Here is a 20,970-nt window from a genome sequence, read left to right as displayed (position 1 = left end):
CCGCTCCGGGGTCGTTCACCGCCTCCAGGAGCGCGGCCGGGATCCCATCTGGACAAATAGCCCGCTTTCCGACACCCGACCATTAAATAGCAATTTAGGGAGTTTGGCTGATATCCGCGGGCGTCCGCACCGTGGTCCTGCCGCGCCTTCTGCGCAGCCTAAAATCGAATTTAGACGACAGCTTTGCGAGACCACCCTAAGTGTAGCCCATCCACGAGGCCATCAGGGTGAGCGGGACATGCAAAACGACAGCAAATCGGGCATCAGGCGCAACACGCTCTCCGGTCCAGGCCAGCATGCAACGATCGCAGTGATCGGGCTCGGACTGATGGGCACGGCGATCGCGGCCAACCTGGTCGCCGACGGACGCGACGTGATCGCCTATGTGCGCCGGCCGGAGCGCGTGCAAGATCTCGAGGCACTCGGCATCCAGGCGACCACGCATCTTCCGCGTCTGTTCGATAGCGACATCCTCATCAGCATGCTCCCCGACGACGCGGCCGTTCGCGACGTCTTCTTCGGATCGTCAGGCATGGCAGATTGCTTGCCGTCGGGCGCGATCCATCTCTCGATGAGCACGATCAGCACCAGCGCCTCGACCGAATTCTTGCGCGAGCACGAGCATCGCGGCCAGGGCTATGTTTCCGCCCCGGTGTTCGGGAACCCCGACGCGGCCAAGGCCCGGCAGCTCGCCATCATTCTCGCCGGGCCGCCGCAATATTGCGAACGTTGCCGGCCTTTGACCGACGCGCTGGGGCAGACCTTCGTGGTCGGAAACGATCCTGCGCGCGCCAACCTGATCAAGCTGCTCGGCAACATGATGACGGCGACAAGTCTCGAGGTCCTCGGAGAGATCATCACGGTGTTGAAGAAGCGTGGACAGGATCCGCAGCAATTCGTCGACATCATGACCGGCACGATGTTCGACAGCCGGGTCCACAGGAGTTACGGCGGACGGCTCATCGCCGAGAGCTTCGCGCCGGGGTTGACGATGCCGCTGGCGCTCAAGGACGTCCGCCTTGCGCTCGCAGAAGCCGAACGCGCCGGCGCTCCGATGCCATCGGTCGGCGTCGTTCGCGACCGGCTGATCACCGGAATTGCGCGCGGCCATGGCGGGCTCGACTGGACCGCGCTCGGCCTCGTGGCGTCCGAGGAAGCCGGGATCGGCGCCGTCGACCACTGACGATCCGCCTGACGCGGCGTCTTCAACAACTACGTGCTCGATCTGCCGACCCGTTGCAGCAACGCTCGGCCGCGAGCACCAACTCTGCGAGACTCCCGCACGTCGATCAGTGCCCGGCCTGCCGGCGCTTGCGCGGCCTGGTAATTCCGCGGCGACGCAATGGTTGCGAGCACAATGCTTCCTGATCCCCTTCCGCTGTCGCGATCACTAACTCACATCGCATTGAAGAGGCGTGAGCAGCTCGTGCATTGGGATGATCTCTCATCGTGAATATCTTCTGCAACGGACCGACATTGATTCGGCCCGCTGTCTTCAACGGAGAACCCCAATGACCAAACTCACACTGCTGTCCACCGCACTGGTTGCGATCGCGATGCTGGCAACGCCGGCTATGGCTCGTGAAGCACACGTCCGCTACGCGCGGCACGCCGTGGAAGCCGATTCCACTGCGGCCCAGGCTCCCATCATCGTTGATGGCCGCGCCTGTGTTCCGGCACCGCGCGTTGGCGCGTTTGCAACCGCGCCGTGGACCGGCAACAATGTTCCCTGCGAACCGGATACGGGCGGCTTCTGATCGGAGAGCGCCCACGCTTCAGCGCGCCGCGCGTGTTCGCGCAGCTTCAGGCGAAGCGGCCATTTGATCAGCGCTATTGTCGGAAAGAGCGGGCCGGAATCATGTTCCAGTCCGCTCTCTCGTTTGTGGTCGATTGTGAGAAGACGCCACGCAATTGCAGCGGCGAATGACGTCTTCAACTTCTCGGGAAGCGGGCGGCTTCAGCCGTTCCTGAAGTTGAATTTAATGGCGAGGCCGTTCGTCGCTCCCGATCTTTCATCAGGAAGCCAGGCGGCGTTGCGACCGACAGATCGACATCGATCGCCTGGCGCTTCGACACGGAAAGGAGTGTCATAATGAAACGAATGATGATGATCCTGGCAACCGCAGCGGTTGCCTCAGCTCTCGCAATGGGCGCCGCCGACGCACGCGGAGGCGGCGGCGGCGGTCATGGCGGCGGCTTCGGTGGCGGCGGTCATATGGGCGGCTTCGGCGGCGGCGCGCACATCGGCGCCATGACCGGAGGCGCGCATGTCGGCGCATTCGGCGGCGGTGCACGCATCGGCGGCGTCGGCGTTGCGCATATCGGCGGCCTCGGCACAGGCATGCATGTCGGCGGCGCGACGCCGCTTGGTGGTGATCGCATCGGCATTGGTGATCATGCCCACGGCACGGACGTCCACCACGCCATGCACCGTTACGATCGATACTCGCCCAGCTATGGCGATCCGGATTGCTACGACTGGTACGAGTTGCACCCGGATACACCCCTGCCGCTCAGCTGCGGCTAAGCCAGAATCCAACCCAGCCTCGGTCCGGAATTCGCCTGGGCGAATCCGGACCGGCGGCAGCAGCAGCACCAAGCAGGAGTAGACCATGAACGTTGCCCCCTCTCTCAACATGGAGTTCATCGAGATTCCCGGGACCTCCATTCGCGTCTCCCGCATCGCGCTCGGGACATGGGCGATCGGCGGCTGGATGTGGGGCGGCAGCGACGAAAGCCAGGCAATCAAGACGATTCATGCGGCACTGGATCGCGGCATCAATCTCATCGACACCGCGCCCGTCTATGGATTCGGCCGGTCAGAGGAAATCGTCGGACAAGCGCTCGCCGACGGCCGGCGCGAACGCGCCGTCATCGCCACCAAGGTCGGGCTCGACTGGAAGGACGGCAAACCGTTCCGGAACGCAAGCAAAGCGCGCATCGTTGCAGAAGTCGAGCAGTCGCTGCGCCGGCTCCGCACCGATGTGATCGACCTCTACCAGGTGCATTGGCCCGATCCGCAGACGCCGATCGCGGAAACCGCCGAGGCGGTCGGCGCGCTCTATCGCGCCGGCAAGATCCGCGCTGTCGGCGTCAGCAATTTCAGCCCGGCCCAGATGGAGGAGTTCCGCAGGGTCGCACCGCTGCATACAGCGCAGCCCCCCTACAACCTGTTCGAACGCGCAATCGAGCAGGACGTGCTTCCCTTCTGCCGGGATAGCAACATCGCTCTGCTCGCCTACGGGTCGTTGTGTCGCGGCCTATTGTCGGGCCGGATGTCCCGCTCCAGCCAGTTTGCCGGAGACGATCTCCGCCACAGCGATCCAAAGTTTCGATCGCCCCGCTTCGAGCAATATCTCGAGGCCGTCAAGCGGCTGGATCGCTTCGCGCAGGAATGGTTCGGCAGAAGGGTGATCCAGCTTGCCGCGCGCTGGGTCCTCGACCGCGGTCCATTGAACGTCGCCCTGTGGGGCGCCCGCCGCGCAGAGCAGCTTGCGCCGATCGCCGCCGTATTCGGCTGGCGGATCGACGAAGCTGCGATGACCGATATCGACCGCATCCTTGCGGAGACGATCAGGAGCCCTGTCGGCCCGGAATTCATGGCGCCTTCCAATCGGGAGATCGCGTGATGTCCCCAGCTGCAATCAATGTGGTGAAGCGGGATCGACTCGATTCCACAACAGCGCAGACGCCCGGCTCGCATCGCTTCGCCGCGATCGCGCCTTCGCTCGGAATAGCGTCGGCGATCTGGGCCGGCTTGTTCGAGGTCGAGCCGGGAGCCCGCACCGGCATCCACCATCACGGCGAACAGGACACCATCGCATACGTGCTGTTCGGGCGGTGTGAAATTCGCTGGGGCGAACGGGGCGAATTCTCCGCGAGCGCCGTGGCTGGCGACTTCATTCACGTCCCCGCCTTTCTGCCGCATATGGAGATCAATCCGTCCCGGATGTTGCCATTCCGGTGGGTCGTCGTGCGCAGCACGGCGACGCCGATCGTCGTGAACCTCCCCGACAGCTATTGGCCATGATCGCGGCGGGTGGAACGATGCCGGACACAGTCGCAACCGCCACGCTCGCCGCGCCGCCACGGACAGCTGATCCAGTCCAATCGTGCGAAGGCGCAAGGATACACGGCATGGCCGCCATAGACTTGAATTGCGCAATCGGTTGAACGGAGACTCCACATGAGATGCTGGCCAATCGCCATCTGTGTCGCACTCGCCACGAGCGGGGTCGCATCGGCCCAGGTCACCGGCATGGCTGTTCCGACGCCAACGGTCACCGCGACGTCTCCGCTCACCAGCGTGACGGGCTCGCCGGTGTCACCCGAGGGAATTGGCCTCGGCGCAACTGAACTGCCGTCGCCCGGCATCAGCCCTGCGCCAGCCACCACCGGCAGCATCGCTGTCCCGTCGGCCGGCACCGCATGCACAAGCCTTGGAACGTCACCCGCCGGAATGTACGGCTCGTCGTCGACCTATGACGGCGGCGGAATGTCCGCAGACAGTTCGTCGGGGATGTCCGCCACCTCCGGAATGTCGATGACATCGGGGATGGCACAGAGCTCCGGAACGACGGCGTCGTCCGGCATGCTGGACACTGCCGGAATGTCCGGCATGTGCGGCTCGGGATCGAGCAGCATTGCCGCCTCATCCAGCCCGACGTCGACTTCGCCGACAGCACCCGGCGCGGGCGCGCGAACCGGCATTCCTCTGGGTTCGACGGAGATCAGCAATCTCGGCGTCAGCTCTGACGCGCTCGTCCCCACGCAAGGCGTGCTGCCGGTCACTGCGCCTGCGACGACCGGATGTTCCTCTACCCAGACATCGACAGCGTTGACCACGCCGGGCGGCTGCTAGGCCATCTCTCCTTCGGAGCCACGTTCATGAAGAAGACAATCATTACATCTGTGGTCGTGTCGACCGCCGCGGTTGCCGGACTGTTGTTTGCGACGCATGTCCTGCCTCTGCAAAAGGCCGTAGCCAAGCCGGCTCCGCCGCCTCCGGTACCGATCGTTGCCGGGACCGTGACACAACATGACGTCCCGATCTACCTGACCGGCGTCGGAACGGTCATCGCCTACAATACCGATGTCGTCCGCGCTCAAATCCAGGGGCAGATCGTCAGCATCAATTTCACCGAGGGGCAGAAAGTTCATGCGGGCGATCTGCTGGCCCAGATCGATCCCAGGCCGTATCAGGCCTTGATCGATCAATATACGGCGAACCTCGAGCGCGACCAGGCGCAGCTCGTCAACGCAAAGGCCAACCAGGCTCGCTACGCCCAACTCGGCGACAAGGGCTGGGCCACGCCCCAGCTGATCGAGACACAAAATGCCCAGGTCGGAGAGTTGACCGCAGCCATCAAGGCAGACCAGGCGCTGATCGATGCCGCGAAGGTGCAGCTCAGCTTCACCCGATTGACGTCGCCGATCGATGGCGTGGTCGGCATCCGTCAGATCGACGTCGGCAACATCATAAGCCCCTCGAGCGCCAACGGTCTCTGCGTCGTCACGCAACTAAACCCCATCTCGCTGATCTTCACCCTGCCCGAGACCGTACTGCCGCTGGTCCAGCAGCAACAGCAGAAGACGAACTCGCCCCTCACGGTGCTTGCCTACAATCAGGACAATACGGTCCGGTTGGGCCAGGGTCAGCTCGGTCTCGTCAACAACGAGATCCTGCAGACCACCGGCTCGATCCAGCTCAAGGCGAACTTCCAGAACAAGTCGAGAAGCCTCTGGCCCGGCGAGCTCGTTAACGCCCGGCTGCTGCTCGACACCCGGCATAACGGCCTCACAGTTCCCGCTGCGGTGATCCAGCAGGGGCCGAACGGCTCCTACGCCTATGTCGTGAATCCCGACAACACCGTCTCGATCCGCCAGGTCAAGGTTACGCAGGTCAGCGACGGCCAGACCCTCATCGACTCCGGTCTCGCAGCCAACGAGCAGATCGTGGTCGACGGACAGTACAAGCTGCAGCCGGGAACGCACGTCACCGTGCTCCACGGCAAGGCTGCGGAAGAAGCCGCCGCACAGGACGCAATGCAGGCACCGATCCCATGAACATATCCGCACCCTTCATCAAACGACCAATCGCGACCGCCCTGCTGATGGTGGGGTTGCTGGCTGCCGGTCTCGTCGCATACCCGCTGATGCCGGTGGCGGCGCTGCCGAACGTCAACTATCCGACGCTTTCGATCACTGCTCAATTGCCGGGTGCCGATCCGCAGACCATGGCCTCATCTGTCGCGTCGCCGCTCGAGCTGCAGTTCGGCGAAATTCCCGGCCTTACCCAGATGACGTCGGCGAGCGCGCTCGGCTACACCCAGATCACGCTGCAATTCGATCTGAACCGTCAGATCGACGGCGCGGTCAGCGACACGCTGTCGGCCATCAACGCCGCCAACGCCTATCTGCCGACCGGGATGCCGTATCCCCCGACGATCCGCAAGGTCAACCCCGCCGACACGCCCATCCTCGTGCTCGGCCTCACCTCGGACAGCCTGCCTATCACCACGGTGGATGCCTATGCCGAGAACATTCTGTTGCAGAAGATCTCGCAGATCCAAGGCGTCGGCCTGGTCGGAATTGGCGGTCAACAAAAAGCATCAGTCCGGGTCCAGGTCGATCCTGAGGCACTGGCGGCGCGCGGCATCAACCTCGAGGACGTGCGCACCGTCCTGGGTCAGGCGAATGTGGACCTGGCCAAGGGCACGCTCAACAGCCCGCGCCAGACCTATACGCTGAACACCAACGACCAGCTGTTCAATCCCGATCAGTACGCCAACCTGGTGATCGCGTATCGCAACGGCTCGCCGGTCCGCATTCGCGATATCGGGCGAGCCGTCAGCGCCGGAGAGAATGATCTGATCGCCGGTTGGTACAACAACCAGCGTGCGATCATCCTGGCGATCCAGCGCCAGCCCGGCGCGAATGTCATCGAGACGGTGCAGCGGATCCGGGCCCTGATGCCGACCCTGCAGGCCTCGATTCCCGCCGCCATCAAGATCAATGTCATTTCAGACCGCACCCAAACGATCCGCGCCTCGATCAGTGACGTCCAGTTCACTTTGCTCCTGACCATCGCACTCGTCGTGATGGTGATCTTCATATTCCTGCGCAGCTTCTGGGCGACCATCATCCCGGCCGTAACCGTGCCGCTGTCGCTGGTCGGAACCTTCGCGATCCTCTATGAATTGGGCTACAGCCTTGACAATCTTTCCCTGATGGCGCTGTCGATTGCCGTCGGCTTCGTGGTCGACGATGCCGTCGTCGAGATCGAGAACATCACAAGGCATATCGAGGAGGGCCTTTCGCCCTATGACGCTGCGATGAAGGGATCGGGTGAGATCGGCTTCACCGTGATGGCGATCACCTTCTCCCTCATTGCGGTGTTCATCCCGCTGTTCTTCATGGGCGGCTACGTCGGACTGCTGTTCCGGGAATTCGCCATCACGGTGAGCGTTGCGCTCGTGCTTTCGCTGGTCATTTCCCGCACCCTGACGCCCATGATGTGCGCCTACCTGCTGAAGCCGGAAAGCCAGCAACATGGCCGGCTCTATCGCTGGTCGGAGCGCGGCTTCGATGCCCTGCTCGGGATTTACGAGGCAGGATTGAAGGTCGTGCTTCGGCACCGCCTCATCACCTTGATGGTGATGGTCAGCACCATCGTGGTCACCGGCTATCTCTATGTGATCATCCCGAAAGGCTTCTTCCCTCAGCAGGACACCGGGTTGATCCTGGGTCAATCGGAAGCCGCCCAGAACATCTCGTTCCAGGCGATGGCACAGCGCCAGCAAGCCATGCTCGACGCCATCCTACGCGATCCTGCCGTGCTCACGGTGGGCTCGGCGGTGGGCGCCGGCGGAGGCACCTACACGGTGAATGACGGGCGCGTGTTCATTCAGCTCAAGCCCGCGGCGCAACGTGACCCCATCGACAAGGTCATCGCCCGGCTGCGTACCAATCTCGCAAAGATCCAGGGCATCACGCTCTACATGCAGCCGGCGCAGGACATCACCATCGGCGCACGGCTGAACAAGACGCAGTTCCAGTACACAATGACCGACGCCGATGGCGGTGAGTTGGGTCACTGGGCGAACGTGTTCCTGGACAGGATCAAGACGTTGCCAAGCGTCGCTGACGTTACGACTGACCAGCTCAATTCGGGGCCGCTGCTCGACATCAAGATCAAGCGCGAGGTGGCATCCTCCTACGGCATCCTGCCCTACACGATCGACAATACGCTGGATGACGCGTTCGGCCAGCGCATCGTCTCGACCATGTACACGACACTGCAGCAGTACCATGTCATCCTGGAGGTCAATCCCAAGTTCCAGTATGGCCCCGAGGCCCTCAACGGCATCTACGTCAAGTCGTCGAGCGGACAGCAGGTCCCGCTGTCGACGCTGGTCGATACCGTCGTGAAGGTCTCGCCGCTCGTCGTGAATCACCAGGGACAATTCCCATCGGTGACGATCTCGTTCGACCTTGCGCCCGGTGCGGCCATTGGCCAGGCGGTGAGCGGCATTCAGGCCGTCGAGAAACAGCTCCACCCGCCCCTGTCGCTGCAAACCAGCTTCCAGGGCAATGCGCAGGCGTTCGGCGCGTCGCTGAAGAGCACGCCGATCCTGATCGCTGCCGCGCTGTTCGTGATCTACCTGATCCTCGGCGTGCTGTACGAAAGCATGATCCATCCGATCACCATCATCTCGACTCTGCCGTCGGCCGGCGTGGGTGCCTTGCTGCTCCTGATGGCGGCGCATTTCGATCTCAGCGTGATCGCGATCGTCGGCATCATCCTGCTGATCGGGATCGTCAAGAAGAACGGTATCATGCTGGTCGACTTCGCCATCCAGGCCGAGCAGACCGAGGGACTCACGACAGAAGAGGCGATCTATCAGGCCTGCATCAAGCGCTTTCGTCCGATCCTGATGACGACGATGGCGGCGCTCCTCGGCGCGGTGCCGATGATGATCGGTACCGGCGTCGGATCGGAAATCCGCCAGCCGCTCGGCTACGCCATCGTCGGCGGCCTCGCGCTGTCGCAAGTGCTCACGCTGTACACCACGCCGGTGGTCTATCTCTATCTGGATCGGCTGCAGATGTGGCTGTTCAGGCGCCACGAGGCCGCGCCGCATGGCGCATATGCGACGCCCGCGGAATGAGCGGGCGGGTGGCGCCGATGGTAGCGTCCGCGTCCGCGCAACCCTGCGGCAGGCTTCTCGCCGTATAGCCTCGCCGGGCGTTCTCATTCATCGCCCTCAGCGTGTGCTTTGCATTCTCCTTGGACTGATATTCGTCAAACAGAGTCATGATCTGCCGCATCATCACGCTCATCGGATCGTCGCCAAGACCCTGGGTGATGGAGGTGAGCCGTACGCCATTCTTGGCGAGCTTGCGGACATAGAACTCGAACCGGAACTGGTCGCGGAAGAAGCGCGAGAAGCTGTGAACGACGATGACGCTGAAGGCTGGGGTAACGGTCCGAATAGCTCATCAGGCTCTTCCCGGAAATACGCCTCGAACACCTCAAGCTCGGCCTCGGTGATTGGCACCATCGATGGCCAGTCGTCGGTAACCGTGACGCTGTCAGCCTCCGATCTGCGCGGCGGACGACGAGGCGGTCGTGGTTCGAGCTTGATGAAGAGATCGTCAGGCAGAACGCCGAAATGCGGCGCGCTGCCACGCTCTTTGCGGAGTCGCGTAGGCTTTCGGGGCATCCTGACAAGATCGCATGGCCGCTCGGATTAAAGAATGACGCAATTCTACGCCAAGGCACGCCGGCCAGCCGGCAGATAGAATCCTCGTGTGAATCAGGCCTGGCGTTGCGCATCATTGCCTCGTCTCGACTACGCGGCGCTCTTCAAGGGGCGGGCGCGTTGGATGCGCGCCTGCTCCTTCGGGCTGTGCATCACCTCCCAAAGGTCGCTGCGCCTTTGCACATTGAGCCAGAAATCCGGGCTATTGCCGAACACGCGGGCGAGAATGAGGGCGGTGGCCACTGTGATGTTTCGGCGATTGTTGCAAAGCTCATTGACGTGCCTGCGCTGCACACCCATTGCCTGAGCCAGGGCGCCCTGTGTCAATCCCATAGGCTGCATAAATTCCTCTGTGAGGATTTCGGCGACCGTCGCCGGCTTGCGCTTCGTCATCAACATGGCTCGTCTCCCTCATCGATAACTGTGGTCGTCCAGATAGACATCTGCCGCTTCGCCGTGAGTACCGTTCCAGCGGAAGATTAGCCGCCATTGCTGGTTGACACGGATCGAATGGAATCCCGCCAAATCACCCCGTAACTTCTCGAAGTGATTGCTGGGCGGCACGCGCAGATCCTGATCGCTCGTGGCATCGTCGATCATCTGGAGCTTGCGGAATAGGCGCGCCTCAAGATCGGGCGGAACATGGCGCGAGCGGACGTCATCCACGAAGAAAGCCCGCAGCCACCGATCCCGAAAGCCGACGATCATTCCACTGATCCAGATAGATGACCCTATGTACCACACTATGGTTCAAAGGACAAGTTTGCACCTGCAGCATCCCCCCGCGACCTGCCGCTTGTCAGCCCAGGAGCGCTTCCGCTCCCGATCCGCCTTACTGCATGGAGAGCCCCTGCCGGGCCGGCGACAACCGGTCAATGGCTGGCGCGGAGCGCCACCGCGAAGCGGCTTGGCCTTGACGGGCTGGCGTTGGTCCGGCCCACTGGCTCATCAGCAGACCTAGCCGATCCACGTCAGGTTTATTGATGGCTCAGTTAGCCTCTCAATTTTTGGGGTCAAATCCATACATTAAGCGACTTCAAGTACGACAAAATCTGTGTCCAGGGCATAGTTTAGAATGCCCGTCGGTCGCGGCCGCACCACCGCTCACGTAACGTGCTGAATTTACATAAGACCGAAAAATCTCGGAGGGGCCGATCGGCATCACATGACGAAAGCTTTACCACTGACAGATTTTCGCTCGGTTCGGCATATCCTGGAGCCGCAGGACTTTGCTCTAGGCGGAGACGAGGACGACCCACCACCCAGCGACCAGATCAAGCCTGTAATCTGGAAGGGAATGATGAACCTTCCCGACGACGTGGCCGTGCGGATTTCAGATCACAATGGCTCGCGGTTGGAATTGCTCTACACGCTTTGGAGCGACTGGATTGAGGCCGTTGGCCACGAGCTGCTCAACGTAGATCTCAAGCCGTTCGATCATCCCGGGGTCAACACGCTCATCGCTTGCGCGCGTTGCCGACTTTCTTGACGGGCTTCTCCACCGCCTCCCAGCGGTGTTCGAGACGGTCGATCACATGGCGCGGTAGTCGGATGTCCTCCATGAGAATCCTCCTCAAGCCGCCAGCGCACGCGCCGTCGAGAAGCGGCGCTTGGGCTTTCCGCCCGGCGGATGGCGGGGGCCGCCGTCCAGTTCGCGCAGCGCCTCCAGGATGGCATCGATGCTCACCGGCCCCTTCAATCCTTCGGGGGCCCGCAGCGCCGGGCACGAAGCGATCGCCGAAGCATCGGAAGCCCAGGACGCGAGGATCGCTCGCTTCTCGGCGAGCGTCAGGGAGGGATGCGCCACGACGTCTCTCGGATGGTCGAAGATCGCTCCGGGATGCAGCAGCGCGTTGATGTCGAAAACATTGTCGTTGAAAGCGGTCGTCGGCCGCATGGTCTCCTCCATTCTTAGACGTACTCCGATGCCGCGCGTCAAGCGACGCGCGGCGCTGCTGAAGCAGAAAACTAGGCCGCCTTGGCCTCGAGCTGATGGATGTTGTCAGCGGTCGATGTGCCGTTAATGGCGATCCGCCGCGGCTTCATAGCCTCGGGGATTTCCCGCACTAACTCGATCTTGAGCAAGCCATTGTCGAAGGTCGCGCCCCTCACCTGAACATAGTCCGCCAGGCTGAATTGCCGTTTGAAATGCCGGGTCGAGATGCCCCTGTAAAGGAACTCGCGCTCAGCTTTTTCGGTCTTGCCGCCTTCGATCGTAACAACGTTCTGCTCGGCCGTGATGGAGATTTCATCGGGCGAGAAGCCCGCGACTGCCAGCGTGATCTGGTAGCGGTCCTCGGCGAAGCGTTCGATGTTGTAGGGCGGATAGCCTTCGTCCGTGGCCCGCTGGGCGGTCTCGGCGAGGTCGAACAGACGATCGAAACCGACGGTCGATCGGAATAGGGGAGAGAAGTCATAAGTGCGCATAGCCAAATCCTCCAAAGAGCAAGATGGGTATGAGGCACCGGACACGACCGGTGCCCGTCTCAGTCCCGAGGCCCCAGAGGGCACCGCGGGAGCCACGTCAAGTGGCGAAAAATGAATTAGCAAAACCGGTTTTGGTTTCAAGGGGAGAACCAATATTTTTTCGATGAGGGTCGACGCTGATTTGACCATCCCGCGGTGGCCGGTATCAGTTCAGGAACTTTCGTTCCATCTGCGCATTTTCCGGGCAGCCAAATAGACTGCTGGGAGAAACCAATGGACCAAGCACTTCGACAAACGACGCAGGCAGAAGCGGTTGAACCGTCCGTGCCGGGGGTTTCCTGGGCCGCTGTCTTGGCAGGTGCCGTGGCATCCCTCGCGCTGACGCTCGTTCTCCTGTCGTTTGGCGGGGGAATGGGATTCTCGGTCGTCTCGCCTTGGGGTGGTTCCGGCGTATCCGCGACCACATTCAAAATCGGCACCGGGCTGTACTTCATCGTGATGGCGATGATCTCTTCCGCGATCGGCGGCTATCTCGCCGGCCGCCTCCGGACGAAGTGGGTCGGCGTTCAGACCACGGAGGTGCACTTCCGCGATACCGCGCACGGCTTCCTGGCCTGGGCGGCCGCCTCCGTGCTGGGCGTTGTGTTGCTAGCCTCGCCGGCAAGTTCGTTGTTGGGCGGCACGCTTGGCGGCGCAACGCAGGCTGCGGCCAATTCCGCTCAGGCGTCTCCTATGGAGGGCTATGTCGATACGCTGTTGCGCTCCGACAATCCTTCCGCGCCAGCCCAGCAGAATTCGTCGGACTCCCGCGGCGAGATGGTCCGTCTGTTTACGACCAGCTTCCACAATGGAAGCGATCTCAACCCGGCGGATCGGGCCTACGTCGCCAAGGTTGTGGCGGCTCGGACCGGTCTGAGCCAGGCCGACGCCGAGAAGCGCGTTAACGATGCCGTCACCCGGGTGAAGGCGGATCTGGACAGTGCGCGCAAGGCGGCGATGCAGACGGCGATCTGGCTAACGCTGTCGCTATTCATCGGCGCATTTTCAGCGTCGCTGGCCGCTACCGAAGGCGGCGGACTTCGTGACGGGACATGGGGAAAGAAAGCCTACGCCACTACCGCAATCAATCACTAACCCTCGGAGACGCAAGGAGAGACACCATGCCCATTCTTCTTTGGCTCGTCGGAATACCGATTCCGCTCATCATCCTCATCATGCTCCTGCATCACTGACGGCCCGATACCGTCAGGTAGAAGACGCGCCGGACTAGACTGAGAACATCCTGCCGCCTCGGTAGCGCGTATCGGGGCGGCAGATTAAGTTGCGCATTCCGCTCCTAATCTCGCGCCCGGCGGAGAGCCGCTTCCAGCTCATCCTTTTGCTTCTGCCAACGATTGTTCTCGGCGTCGGATCGTGTTTCGAGCACGCCGCATTCGGCCTCGATGTCCGCAGCTCTTCCGTCGTGCTCCCGTTCGACTTTTCGAGCGCCGCGGGGCCTTGGCGGTTACCTGTCGTCGTCGCTCGCGTTCCCTTGTCGCCTCTTCCTTTCGGCGCTCGATTTCGCGCTGCCGCTGCTCGTTCTAAGGCCAGCGCTGCGTTGCGCTCTGACTTGTTGTCGGTCGTGCGTCCCGCTGTCCGGGATCCGCCTCCTCTGGACCGACCGCAGCTTCTGGCGCACGCACCAGGCCGCCCCCGAGGTGGCTACCCAGGCGAGCGACGCGCCGATGAAGGCGACCGCAATGCTGCGCTCCAGGCTGCGGTAGATCAAGCCATCGCGGGGTGTGGCGGCGACATGCAGTCGCAAACGAATTTCTGATCCGAAGCCAGCGAATTGGTGAAGGCCATTTCTGACGCCTGTCCACCGTTTGCTCAACGACAGTGGCACGCCGAGCGATCCCTTCTCCGTGCCTTTAGGCCGAAATAGTTCCGATCTACTAGGGAGTTAGTAGGCCGGAACCAGTTTAGCCTCGTAACGTTATCTCCGAACATTTCAATTCCTGCTTGTCATTGAGCAACACAGGGGGCCGTCATGGACCAGGTGACGAAGGATTCTGCACGAGATGATGAAGAGATGAAGCCAATCGCTTCTGCTCTCGGGGATGGTGCCATTCTCGTAGATACGACAGGACAAATCGTCTGGATCGACGACAGCTTGCGCCGTCGGCTTAACGGTGGCCTCCACAAGCTTGAGTTGCCGATTCGCAGGTCTGAGCGCCCGGCGCTGGATTGCTTTATTACGACCGCCGACGTCTTGATCGATAACGAGCCGCGCCCGGTATGCGTCATTCAACAGACCGGCGATCAAAAGGAGTCGTGGCAGTTCATCGCCGCGATTGAGGCCATCATGGCCGACAGCTCCTGGCTCACCCGGATGATCGTCGAGAAATTCAGCGCACTGCGCCAAGGCACGCGGTCGCCCCCGCGATCGTCCGACATTGATATCTTAACAGGCCGGGAACGCGAAGTGCTGTGGCTTATTTGCGAAGGGCGAAGCGATTCCGAGATGAGCGAGACGCTCCATCTTTCCCAGAACACGGTTCGAAATCATATTGCGTCCCTGTACCGCAAAATTGGCGTAAACCGCCGTAGTGCGGCTGTCATCTGGGCGCGCGAGCGTGCGGTCACAAGTGACGACGCGTCGAGCCCGCGACGGTCATCCAGACGCTCGGGCCAAATGCCCCGAGGCGACGGCCTCTACTAGTAGGGTTGGTATTTCTCTCTCTCTTGTCTGAAACCGCCGCACCGTGTTTCCTAAGACGACTCATGGGGCACTCGGATGCGCCGCCATGGTTCGCACGCCGGGTGCGAGGTCAGCTGCGGCTTCATCGGCGACGCCCGATGTTTTCAGCGCCAAGAAGGCGATTGCGACGTGACCAACCTCTTGCTTCGACTCTACATCGCCGGACCGTCAGCGACCTCTCGTCGGGCAGAGCAGAATCTGCGCCGCCTGCAAGACCTCGCGAAGATGCACAACGGACTGGAAGTCGAAATTATCGACGTAATCAAGAATCCCGAGCGGGCCGAACAAGCTGCGATCATCGCTACGCCAACACTCGCGTTTGAACACCCTGTTCGCCCGCGGCGGATAATCGGTGATCTCAGCGACGTGGAGAGGGTTCTTGATTTTCTCGGTATCGACTCTGAAGGAAAGAAAACATGATCACAGAGGATGTCGACGTTGCCGCCGTGCTGGATCGGGTGCAGACCGGCGTTCAGGCCTTCGATGAACTGGTCATGGGTGGGTTGCCTCGCGCTCGAACCACCGTGGTTGGCGGCACACCCGGAAGCGGCAAGACAGTCTTCGCCACGCAATTTCTCGCTCACGGAATTACGACTTTTGGTGAGAATGGCGTGCTTGTAACGTTCGAGGAGCCGCCGGCGGATATTGAAGCCAATATGCTGGGATTTGGCTGGGAACTGGCGAAATGGCGCAAGGACGGCCGCTTGGGGTTTGTGGACGCCAGCCCGCCAGCAAGCGATGAACTGATTATCGGCGATTTCGATCTAGTGGGCTTGCTCTCGCGCATTCAGCACGCGGTCAAGACGGTCAATGCGAAGCGCGTCGTTCTCGATTCGCTTACTCAACTTTTTGACCATTTTATCGGCGACCCGAAGATCCTGCGCCGCGAGCTATTTCATATTAGCAGCGCCCTCAAAAGGAGCGGTCTCACCGTGCTTATGACGGCGGAACGCAACAGTGAATATGGAGAGATCACGCGACATCGCTTGGAAGAATTCGTCGCCGATAACGTCGTCATCTTGCGCAACGTGCTTCATCGCGAAAAGCGTCGCCGCACCATCGAAGTCCTCAAGATGCGCGGCAGCCACCACGCCGAAGGCGAGGCACCCTTTACCCTGCTGGCGAACCAAGGCGTCGTCGCGGTCCCGCTTTCCTCGCTTCGACTAGAACAGCAATCAAGCACGGTGCGCGTCACAAGTGGCAATTCTGAAATCGACCAAATGTGCGGAGGTGGTTTCTTTCGCGACAGCGTAACGCTCGTGAGCGGCGCTACCGGCACCGGCAAAACCCTGCTCGTCACCAACTTTCTCGCCGGCGGCGTAATGGCCGGAGAGAAAGCCATCCTGTTTGGATATGAGGAAAGCAAAGGCCAGCTCTTCCGCAACGCGAGCGGCTGGGGCGCCGATTTCGCTCAGATGGAAGCCGCGGGAAAGCTAAAAATCGTCTGTCTCTATCCTGAAGCGCAAGGTCTGCCGGATCATCTGCTTACGATCCAGAGCCTGGTCGACGAATTCCAGCCGAACCGGATCGCGGTGGACAGCCTGTCGGCACTGGAACGGATCGCCCCGGACACCGGGTTCCGCGAATTTCTGATCAGCCTTACCTCCTTCATCAAGAAGCGGGAAATTGCCGGGCTTTGTACCGCCACCAGCAAATCCCTTATCGGTGGCGAGAGCGTCAGCGAGCAACACATCTCGACGTTGACCGATTCCATCATCTTGCTGCGCTACATCCAGGAGCAGAACACCATGAATCGAGGGCTTATGGTTCTGAAGATGCGTGGCAGCGAGCATGCCAAGGAAATTCGGAAGTTCACAATCGATAGCGGCGGTATGCACTTTGGCGATTCCTTCAAAGTTGCGCCAAACGTGTTCACCGGTGATGATATTGCACAATAAGCGGTGAACACGCGGCAAGGTCGATCCATGAATAGTGCGGATGCCAAGTCTCGCAGCGGCATCGATCAAGCCGAGATCAGATTCCTCGTCGAGAAGAATGCCGATGGGATTATTGTCATTGATGAGGGCGGGACTGTCCTATTTGCCAACCCCGCGGCCGAGGAGATTTTCGGGCGGCAGGCCGAGCTATTGGTCGGGCGTCCGATCGGAATACCGTTTCTCGCCGGAGACACAGCCGAAATAGCTATTCACAAACCGGACGGCGATCAAATTGACGCAGAAATTCGTATTGTCGAAACGACCTGGGACCGTCAGCCTGCCCGCCTTGCAAGCCTTCGAGATGTCTCGGCCCGCAAGGCAGCCGAGGAACGTCTGAGGCACACGGCAAAAATGGAGGCGGTCGGACTGCTGACGGCGGGGATAGCACACGACTTCAATAATCTCCTCACGGTCGTGCTCGGCAATCTGGAGAGCGCTCAACGACGATTCAAAATCGCCGATCCCGCTTTGTTGAGTGCACTAGAGAATGCTACCCGCGGTGCACGACAAGCCGCGAAGCTCACCGAGAAGTTGCTGGCGTTTGCACGGCGGAAGCCCCTTGAACCCCAAGTGCTTGATGTCAACGTACTTGTTTCCGGCATGTCCGATCTACTTCAGCGCACACTGGGGGAGCAGATAGTGGTGCGGACCAGGTTGATCAAAGACCCTTGGAGCGTTGAAATTGATCCCACGGAACTCGAAGCAGCGATTATAAACCTTGCCGTCAACGCGCGGGATGCGATGCCATCGGGCGGGCAACTTGTGATCGAGACGGACAATGCCGAGATTGAGGCCGTCTCCGCAATGACCGATATCGACGTTGTTGCTGGATCTTATGTTCTCATCACGGTTACAGACACGGGAACAGGCATGACACCCGATGTGCTTCAGCAGGTCTTTGAGCCGTTTTTCACGACAAAGACCGGTGGACGTGGAACAGGTTTGGGGCTGAGCCAGGTCTACGGGTTCGTCAAACAGAGCGGTGGCCACGTGAGGCTCTACAGCGAACCCGGCATCGGTACCTCGGCCAAACTTTATCTACCCAAGGTCCTGGATGCGGCTGCTCCCACATGGGCCCCCGTCGCGGAGCCCATAGCGACTGCCGGTGCGCCGCATGGCAAACAAGGCGAGATGGTCCTCGTCGTCGAGGACGAGGCGGACGTTCGACGCTATACGGTTGATAGCCTGCGGGAGCTGGGTTATCGGGTTTTCGAAGCAATCGACGGCGCGTCCGCGCTGGATATCCTGGCGCGTGAGAACGATATTTGCCTGTTGTTTACCGACCTTGGACTGCCGGGCGGTATGGATGGACGGGTCCTGGCGGAACGCGCTCGGGCAATCCGCGCCTCCATTCAAATATTAATGACGACCGCCTATGCCGCCGGCGCTTTGGTTCACGAGGGCAGGCTCGATGCCGAGATCGAATTACTCAATAAGCCCTTCTCTTATTCCGAGCTCGCAACGCGAATTCGGGAATTGCTGGATCGTCAGAAGGAGCAGCGAGAAATTCGTATTCTGGTGGTTGAGGATGAGTTCCTGCTGCAAATGTTTGTCGCAGACACTCTCGCTGACGCCGGATGCGTTTCAATCGAAGCTGCCAGCGCCTCAGAGGGATGGGCCAAATTTCGCGCTGAGCAGCACGGCCTTGCCGGCGCTATTATCGATCTCGGATTACCTGATCGGCGCGGCGATGAATTGATCGCAGATATTCGCGTGGTCCAGCCTGATTTGCCCATTGTCCTTGCGACCGGCTACGCCGACGAGAGTGTTCGTACTCGGTTTGCACAGGATGATCGATTGGCGGTTCTGTCAAAGCCATTTAATCCCGAGGAACTCTTGGCCGCGCTTCGAAGATTTGGCATTCGGGTAGGGTCAAAACAATGAGGTTGCTAGAAAGCCTTTTACCGTCGCTTCGACGAACGGCGAAGATGGAGTATTCCCAAATGGAGGGTAAGCCCATGCGAACGCTGCTAGCACTTTCACTTCTGGTAGTTTCTATCTGTTCAACTTCGTCGTCCGTCGCACAATCCCAGAACAGCCAGACCGTGACCGTCGGCTTTTGGGAAATTGCGACGAGTTACAAGGCCGACAAGTTCGATTCCTGCGTCATGAATCGTTCAGTAGGCGGCCTCGGCATCAGCTTTACGCGGACTCAAGACGGGCTTCTGCTGTTTCTGGATTCTCCGAAATGGAAGCTCGATCGGGGTAAAGCCTACCCCGTCCGCCTGGTTGCGGGTTCGCAGTCCGTTGAAGCCAAAGCCCTCGCTGAAACGAGGGGTGTGACGGTCGCGCTTGCCGATCGTCCGTTTAACGGAAAGCTTCGATCAGCTAACGTTCTTGATGTTCGCGGAGACGGCGCTACGCTGCGTATCCCGCTGGATGGTAGTTCCGCAGCGTTTGAGCGCCTCGAGGCTTGTTTCGAGAAAAATAGCCGAGAGGGTGCAGAGACCAATCCGTTCGTGGCACCCGACCGGAAGCCCTAAACAAATCGGCGCGAAGTGCGAGCCGTCGTTGTCGTGCCGTTCGTCTATTCGGCCACAACGGCGGGCCCGGTATGCAAGAACCTAACCCGAAGGCACGGCGGAAGCCGCCCGGGGTCTCCCACGATTGACGATTTTTTGCTTCTGAATCGGGGTTTTCGGGTCTCCCACGATTGTTTCGAGGTTGTTTTTCTAGCGCTAACGAACCCTGGGAGCGGCGGCTTGCAACGCTCCCAACCGGATTCCTATGTCCGCCAAGCTGGGGCATGCTAGGGTGCCAGGCCTCGACCTCGTTCGAGATCGGCAATAAGGACTGGCAAATCATGCCAATCTCACCGGGAAAGGAGTCGGTATCGTCTCCAGCGGCATCGACCGCGAGGTCGAGAGAGGAGCTTCCGTACCGTTTGCGGCAGCAGTCCCTGCTGGGCGAATTCGGACGTTCCGCCCTGCAGACCCGCGACATCACACAGATTCTCCAGCGTGCCACCGAACTGTGCGCGCAAGGTCTCGATGCTCCGTTTGCGAAGGTCCTGGAATACATGCCAGACGAGAAGCGGCTGCTGGTGCGTGCAGGCGTCGGGTGGGCACCGGAAACGATAGGCAACGTCTCTCTTGGGATCGATATGGAATCGCCAGCGGGGTATGCGTTCCATACCGGGCAAATCGTGATCTCGAACCACCTTCAGGAAGAAACCCGGTTCCGAACGCCGAGATTATTGGCGGACCATGGCGTCAAACGGGCTATTAACGTCCTAATCGCGCGCGGCGGCGAAGGCCATCTGCCGTTCGGCGTACTCGAAGTGGACAGTCCTGACGCGGGCCAGTTCGACCTTGCCGATGCGGATTTCCTTGCGGGTTTCGCCGGATTGCTCGGCATCGCCATCGAGCGGCAACAAGCGGACGCCCAGCTTCGCGACGCCCTCGAACACCAGGCCATGCTGACGCGCGAGATGAGCCATCGCGTCAAGAACAGCTTGGCATCCGTCGTCGGGCTGTTGCGCGTGCAAGGCCGCAACGCGCAGTCTAAGGACGTTCAGGACGCGCTCAAGGACGCTGCGTCGCGCATCACGACCATAGCGGAGGTGCATGACCATCTATGGCGAAGCAACCAGATCGGCTTTGTTGACATCGCCGACTTCGCCGGTGAGCTCTGCCACAAGCTGCAGGAAACCTCGCCAGGGCACAACATAAGCTGCAAGTTCGGCCATCTGATGATGTCAGCCGATAAGGCGATACCGCTCGGGCTCCTTATCAACGAGCTTGTGACCAACGCTGCCAAGCATGCCTACCCTGCGGGTTCGGGCGAGATCCGCGTCTCCGGGGAACATCGCGGCCAAGACCTTCATGTCGAGATATCCGATCAAGGCATTGGACTCCCGAAAGATTTCGACCTCGATCAGCCTCGCGCGAGCCTTGGCTTTAAGGTGATCAAGAGCCTCGTCGGCCAGTTGGACGCGCGCATCACTGTGTCCGCGACCGAACCAAAGGGCGCCACAATTAAACTCGATGTGCCACTAGACACCCCTCCCTCATAACGAGCGATCTGCCAATTCAGGCAGGCTTCCGCCTTCCACGTAATTGGAGGTGCGACCCGCCCCAACTCCTTGCGGCGGAGAATTGCG

The 20,970-nt window shown here is 60.8% G+C and carries 20 protein-coding genes and 1 pseudogene; 16 read left to right on the top strand and 5 right to left on the bottom strand.

Annotation, left to right across the window (positions count from 1 at the left end; genetic code table 11):
• Window positions 1–238 precede the first annotated feature (238 nt).
• The 8 genes from ACP2YO_RS11560 to ACP2YO_RS11525 all read left to right on the top strand — a co-directional run bounded on the left by ACP2YO_RS11560 (window position 239) and on the right by ACP2YO_RS11525 (window position 9,170).
• Window positions 239–1,183, top strand: a complete 945-nt coding sequence (locus ACP2YO_RS11560; protein WP_426440990.1) for an NAD(P)-dependent oxidoreductase — start codon at window positions 239–241, stop codon at window positions 1,181–1,183.
• 328 nt (window positions 1,184–1,511) lie between these two features.
• Complete coding sequence (locus ACP2YO_RS11555; protein ID WP_426440989.1) at window positions 1,512–1,757, top strand: hypothetical protein; 246 nt, start codon at window positions 1,512–1,514, stop codon at window positions 1,755–1,757.
• 335 nt (window positions 1,758–2,092) lie between these two features.
• Window positions 2,093–2,527, top strand: a complete 435-nt coding sequence (locus tag ACP2YO_RS11550) for a hypothetical protein (RefSeq protein WP_426440988.1) — start codon at window positions 2,093–2,095, stop codon at window positions 2,525–2,527.
• Window positions 2,528–2,612: 85 nt separating this feature from the next.
• Complete coding sequence (locus ACP2YO_RS11545; RefSeq protein WP_426440987.1) at window positions 2,613–3,629, top strand: aldo/keto reductase; 1,017 nt, start codon at window positions 2,613–2,615, stop codon at window positions 3,627–3,629.
• Window positions 3,629–4,030, top strand: coding sequence for a cupin domain-containing protein (locus ACP2YO_RS11540; protein ID WP_426440986.1), 402 nt, complete (start codon window positions 3,629–3,631; stop codon window positions 4,028–4,030). The genes ACP2YO_RS11545 and ACP2YO_RS11540 overlap by 1 nt, the downstream gene beginning before the upstream one ends.
• Before the next feature lie 156 nt (window positions 4,031–4,186).
• Window positions 4,187–4,861: a hypothetical protein gene (locus ACP2YO_RS11535; protein WP_426440985.1), complete on the top strand. Its 675-nt coding sequence runs from the start codon at window positions 4,187–4,189 to the stop codon at window positions 4,859–4,861.
• Window positions 4,862–4,887: 26 nt separating this feature from the next.
• Window positions 4,888–6,066, top strand: coding sequence for an efflux RND transporter periplasmic adaptor subunit (locus ACP2YO_RS11530; protein ID WP_426440984.1), 1,179 nt, complete (start codon window positions 4,888–4,890; stop codon window positions 6,064–6,066).
• A complete protein-coding gene (locus ACP2YO_RS11525) occupies window positions 6,063–9,170 on the top strand; it encodes an efflux RND transporter permease subunit (RefSeq protein ID WP_426440983.1) in 3,108 nt (1,035 codons plus the stop codon). Before ACP2YO_RS11530 ends, ACP2YO_RS11525 begins: the two co-directional genes overlap by 4 nt.
• Window positions 9,171–9,216: 46 nt before the next feature.
• On the opposite strand, the pseudogene ACP2YO_RS11520 reads toward ACP2YO_RS11525, so the two are convergent.
• The 3 genes and pseudogenes from ACP2YO_RS11520 to ACP2YO_RS11510 form a co-directional block, all read right to left on the bottom strand.
• Window positions 9,217–9,489, bottom strand: a pseudogene (locus ACP2YO_RS11520) (recombinase family protein); the annotation flags it as partial.
• Between the two features lie 365 nt (window positions 9,490–9,854).
• Window positions 9,855–10,163, bottom strand: coding sequence for a HigA family addiction module antitoxin (locus tag ACP2YO_RS11515; RefSeq protein ID WP_426440982.1), 309 nt, complete (start codon window positions 10,161–10,163; stop codon window positions 9,855–9,857).
• A gap of 12 nt (window positions 10,164–10,175) precedes the next feature.
• Window positions 10,176–10,472: a type II toxin-antitoxin system RelE/ParE family toxin gene (locus ACP2YO_RS11510; RefSeq protein WP_426440981.1), complete on the bottom strand. Its 297-nt coding sequence runs from the start codon at window positions 10,470–10,472 to the stop codon at window positions 10,176–10,178.
• Window positions 10,473–10,929: 457 nt separating this feature from the next.
• On the opposite strand from ACP2YO_RS11510, the gene ACP2YO_RS11505 reads away from it, so the two are divergent.
• The gene (locus tag ACP2YO_RS11505) at window positions 10,930–11,253 is read left to right on the top strand and encodes a hypothetical protein (RefSeq protein WP_426440980.1); all 324 of its coding nucleotides are present in this window, start codon (window positions 10,930–10,932) and stop codon (window positions 11,251–11,253) included.
• Between the two features lie 84 nt (window positions 11,254–11,337).
• On the opposite strand, the gene ACP2YO_RS11500 is transcribed toward ACP2YO_RS11505, so the two are convergent.
• Complete coding sequence (locus ACP2YO_RS11500) at window positions 11,338–11,661, bottom strand: hypothetical protein (RefSeq protein ID WP_426440979.1); 324 nt, start codon at window positions 11,659–11,661, stop codon at window positions 11,338–11,340.
• Between the two features lie 71 nt (window positions 11,662–11,732).
• The gene (hspD, locus tag ACP2YO_RS11495; protein WP_426440978.1) at window positions 11,733–12,191 is read right to left on the bottom strand and encodes a small heat shock protein HspD; all 459 of its coding nucleotides are present in this window, start codon (window positions 12,189–12,191) and stop codon (window positions 11,733–11,735) included.
• Between the two features lie 273 nt (window positions 12,192–12,464).
• Between hspD and ACP2YO_RS11490 the strand changes: the two genes are divergently transcribed.
• The 7 genes from ACP2YO_RS11490 (at window position 12,465) to ACP2YO_RS11460 (ending at window position 20,883) form a co-directional block, all read left to right on the top strand.
• The gene (locus ACP2YO_RS11490; protein ID WP_426440977.1) at window positions 12,465–13,325 is read left to right on the top strand and encodes a hypothetical protein; all 861 of its coding nucleotides are present in this window, start codon (window positions 12,465–12,467) and stop codon (window positions 13,323–13,325) included.
• An 895-nt stretch (window positions 13,326–14,220) separates the two neighbouring features.
• Window positions 14,221–14,892 carry a response regulator transcription factor gene (locus ACP2YO_RS11485; RefSeq protein WP_426440976.1) on the top strand — a complete coding sequence of 224 codons (672 nt, stop codon included), beginning with the start codon at window positions 14,221–14,223 and terminating at the stop codon, window positions 14,890–14,892.
• Window positions 14,893–14,967: 75 nt separating this feature from the next.
• Window positions 14,968–15,351 carry a circadian clock KaiB family protein gene (locus tag ACP2YO_RS11480; RefSeq protein ID WP_426440975.1) on the top strand — a complete coding sequence of 128 codons (384 nt, stop codon included), beginning with the start codon at window positions 14,968–14,970 and terminating at the stop codon, window positions 15,349–15,351.
• Entirely contained in the window at window positions 15,348–16,829 is a 1,482-nt protein-coding gene (gene kaiC / locus ACP2YO_RS11475) for a circadian clock protein KaiC (protein ID WP_426440974.1), read from the top strand. Before ACP2YO_RS11480 ends, kaiC begins: the two co-directional genes overlap by 4 nt.
• A gap of 27 nt (window positions 16,830–16,856) precedes the next feature.
• Window positions 16,857–18,752 carry a response regulator gene (locus ACP2YO_RS11470; RefSeq protein WP_426440973.1) on the top strand — a complete coding sequence of 632 codons (1,896 nt, stop codon included), beginning with the start codon at window positions 16,857–16,859 and terminating at the stop codon, window positions 18,750–18,752.
• Window positions 18,753–18,826: 74 nt separating this feature from the next.
• The gene (locus tag ACP2YO_RS11465) at window positions 18,827–19,351 is read left to right on the top strand and encodes a hypothetical protein (RefSeq protein ID WP_426440972.1); all 525 of its coding nucleotides are present in this window, start codon (window positions 18,827–18,829) and stop codon (window positions 19,349–19,351) included.
• Between the two features lie 320 nt (window positions 19,352–19,671).
• The gene (locus ACP2YO_RS11460; protein WP_426440971.1) at window positions 19,672–20,883 is read left to right on the top strand and encodes a sensor histidine kinase; all 1,212 of its coding nucleotides are present in this window, start codon (window positions 19,672–19,674) and stop codon (window positions 20,881–20,883) included.
• The last annotated feature ends 87 nt before the right edge of the window (window positions 20,884–20,970 follow it).

The sequence above is a fragment of the Bradyrhizobium genosp. P genome, from assembly GCF_049949265.1.
GTDB lineage: Bacteria > Pseudomonadota > Alphaproteobacteria > Rhizobiales > Xanthobacteraceae > Bradyrhizobium.
This window is presented reverse-complemented; position numbering and strand designations above follow the sequence as displayed.

Excerpts from the sequence above, each read along its gene's own strand:
- ACP2YO_RS11560 (WP_426440990.1), top strand. The coding sequence starts at position 239 with ATGCAAAACGACAGCAAATCGGGCATCAGGCGCAACACGCTCTCCGGT.
- ACP2YO_RS11555 (WP_426440989.1), top strand. The coding sequence starts at position 1,512 with ATGACCAAACTCACACTGCTGTCCACCGCACTGGTTGCGATCGCGATG.
- ACP2YO_RS11550 (WP_426440988.1), top strand. The coding sequence starts at position 2,093 with ATGAAACGAATGATGATGATCCTGGCAACCGCAGCGGTTGCCTCAGCT.
- ACP2YO_RS11545 (WP_426440987.1), top strand. The coding sequence starts at position 2,613 with ATGAACGTTGCCCCCTCTCTCAACATGGAGTTCATCGAGATTCCCGGG.
- ACP2YO_RS11540 (WP_426440986.1), top strand. The coding sequence starts at position 3,629 with ATGTCCCCAGCTGCAATCAATGTGGTGAAGCGGGATCGACTCGATTCC.
- ACP2YO_RS11535 (WP_426440985.1), top strand. The coding sequence starts at position 4,187 with ATGAGATGCTGGCCAATCGCCATCTGTGTCGCACTCGCCACGAGCGGG.
- ACP2YO_RS11530 (WP_426440984.1), top strand. The coding sequence starts at position 4,888 with ATGAAGAAGACAATCATTACATCTGTGGTCGTGTCGACCGCCGCGGTT.
- ACP2YO_RS11525 (WP_426440983.1), top strand. The coding sequence starts at position 6,063 with ATGAACATATCCGCACCCTTCATCAAACGACCAATCGCGACCGCCCTG.
- ACP2YO_RS11515 (WP_426440982.1), bottom strand. The coding sequence starts at position 10,163 with ATGTTGATGACGAAGCGCAAGCCGGCGACGGTCGCCGAAATCCTCACA.
- ACP2YO_RS11510 (WP_426440981.1), bottom strand. The coding sequence starts at position 10,472 with ATGATCGTCGGCTTTCGGGATCGGTGGCTGCGGGCTTTCTTCGTGGAT.
- ACP2YO_RS11505 (WP_426440980.1), top strand. The coding sequence starts at position 10,930 with ATGACGAAAGCTTTACCACTGACAGATTTTCGCTCGGTTCGGCATATC.
- ACP2YO_RS11500 (WP_426440979.1), bottom strand. The coding sequence starts at position 11,661 with ATGCGGCCGACGACCGCTTTCAACGACAATGTTTTCGACATCAACGCG.
- hspD (WP_426440978.1), bottom strand. The coding sequence starts at position 12,191 with ATGCGCACTTATGACTTCTCTCCCCTATTCCGATCGACCGTCGGTTTC.
- ACP2YO_RS11490 (WP_426440977.1), top strand. The coding sequence starts at position 12,465 with ATGGACCAAGCACTTCGACAAACGACGCAGGCAGAAGCGGTTGAACCG.
- ACP2YO_RS11485 (WP_426440976.1), top strand. The coding sequence starts at position 14,221 with ATGGACCAGGTGACGAAGGATTCTGCACGAGATGATGAAGAGATGAAG.
- ACP2YO_RS11480 (WP_426440975.1), top strand. The coding sequence starts at position 14,968 with ATGCGCCGCCATGGTTCGCACGCCGGGTGCGAGGTCAGCTGCGGCTTC.
- kaiC (WP_426440974.1), top strand. The coding sequence starts at position 15,348 with ATGATCACAGAGGATGTCGACGTTGCCGCCGTGCTGGATCGGGTGCAG.
- ACP2YO_RS11470 (WP_426440973.1), top strand. The coding sequence starts at position 16,857 with ATGAATAGTGCGGATGCCAAGTCTCGCAGCGGCATCGATCAAGCCGAG.
- ACP2YO_RS11465 (WP_426440972.1), top strand. The coding sequence starts at position 18,827 with ATGCGAACGCTGCTAGCACTTTCACTTCTGGTAGTTTCTATCTGTTCA.
- ACP2YO_RS11460 (WP_426440971.1), top strand. The coding sequence starts at position 19,672 with ATGCCAATCTCACCGGGAAAGGAGTCGGTATCGTCTCCAGCGGCATCG.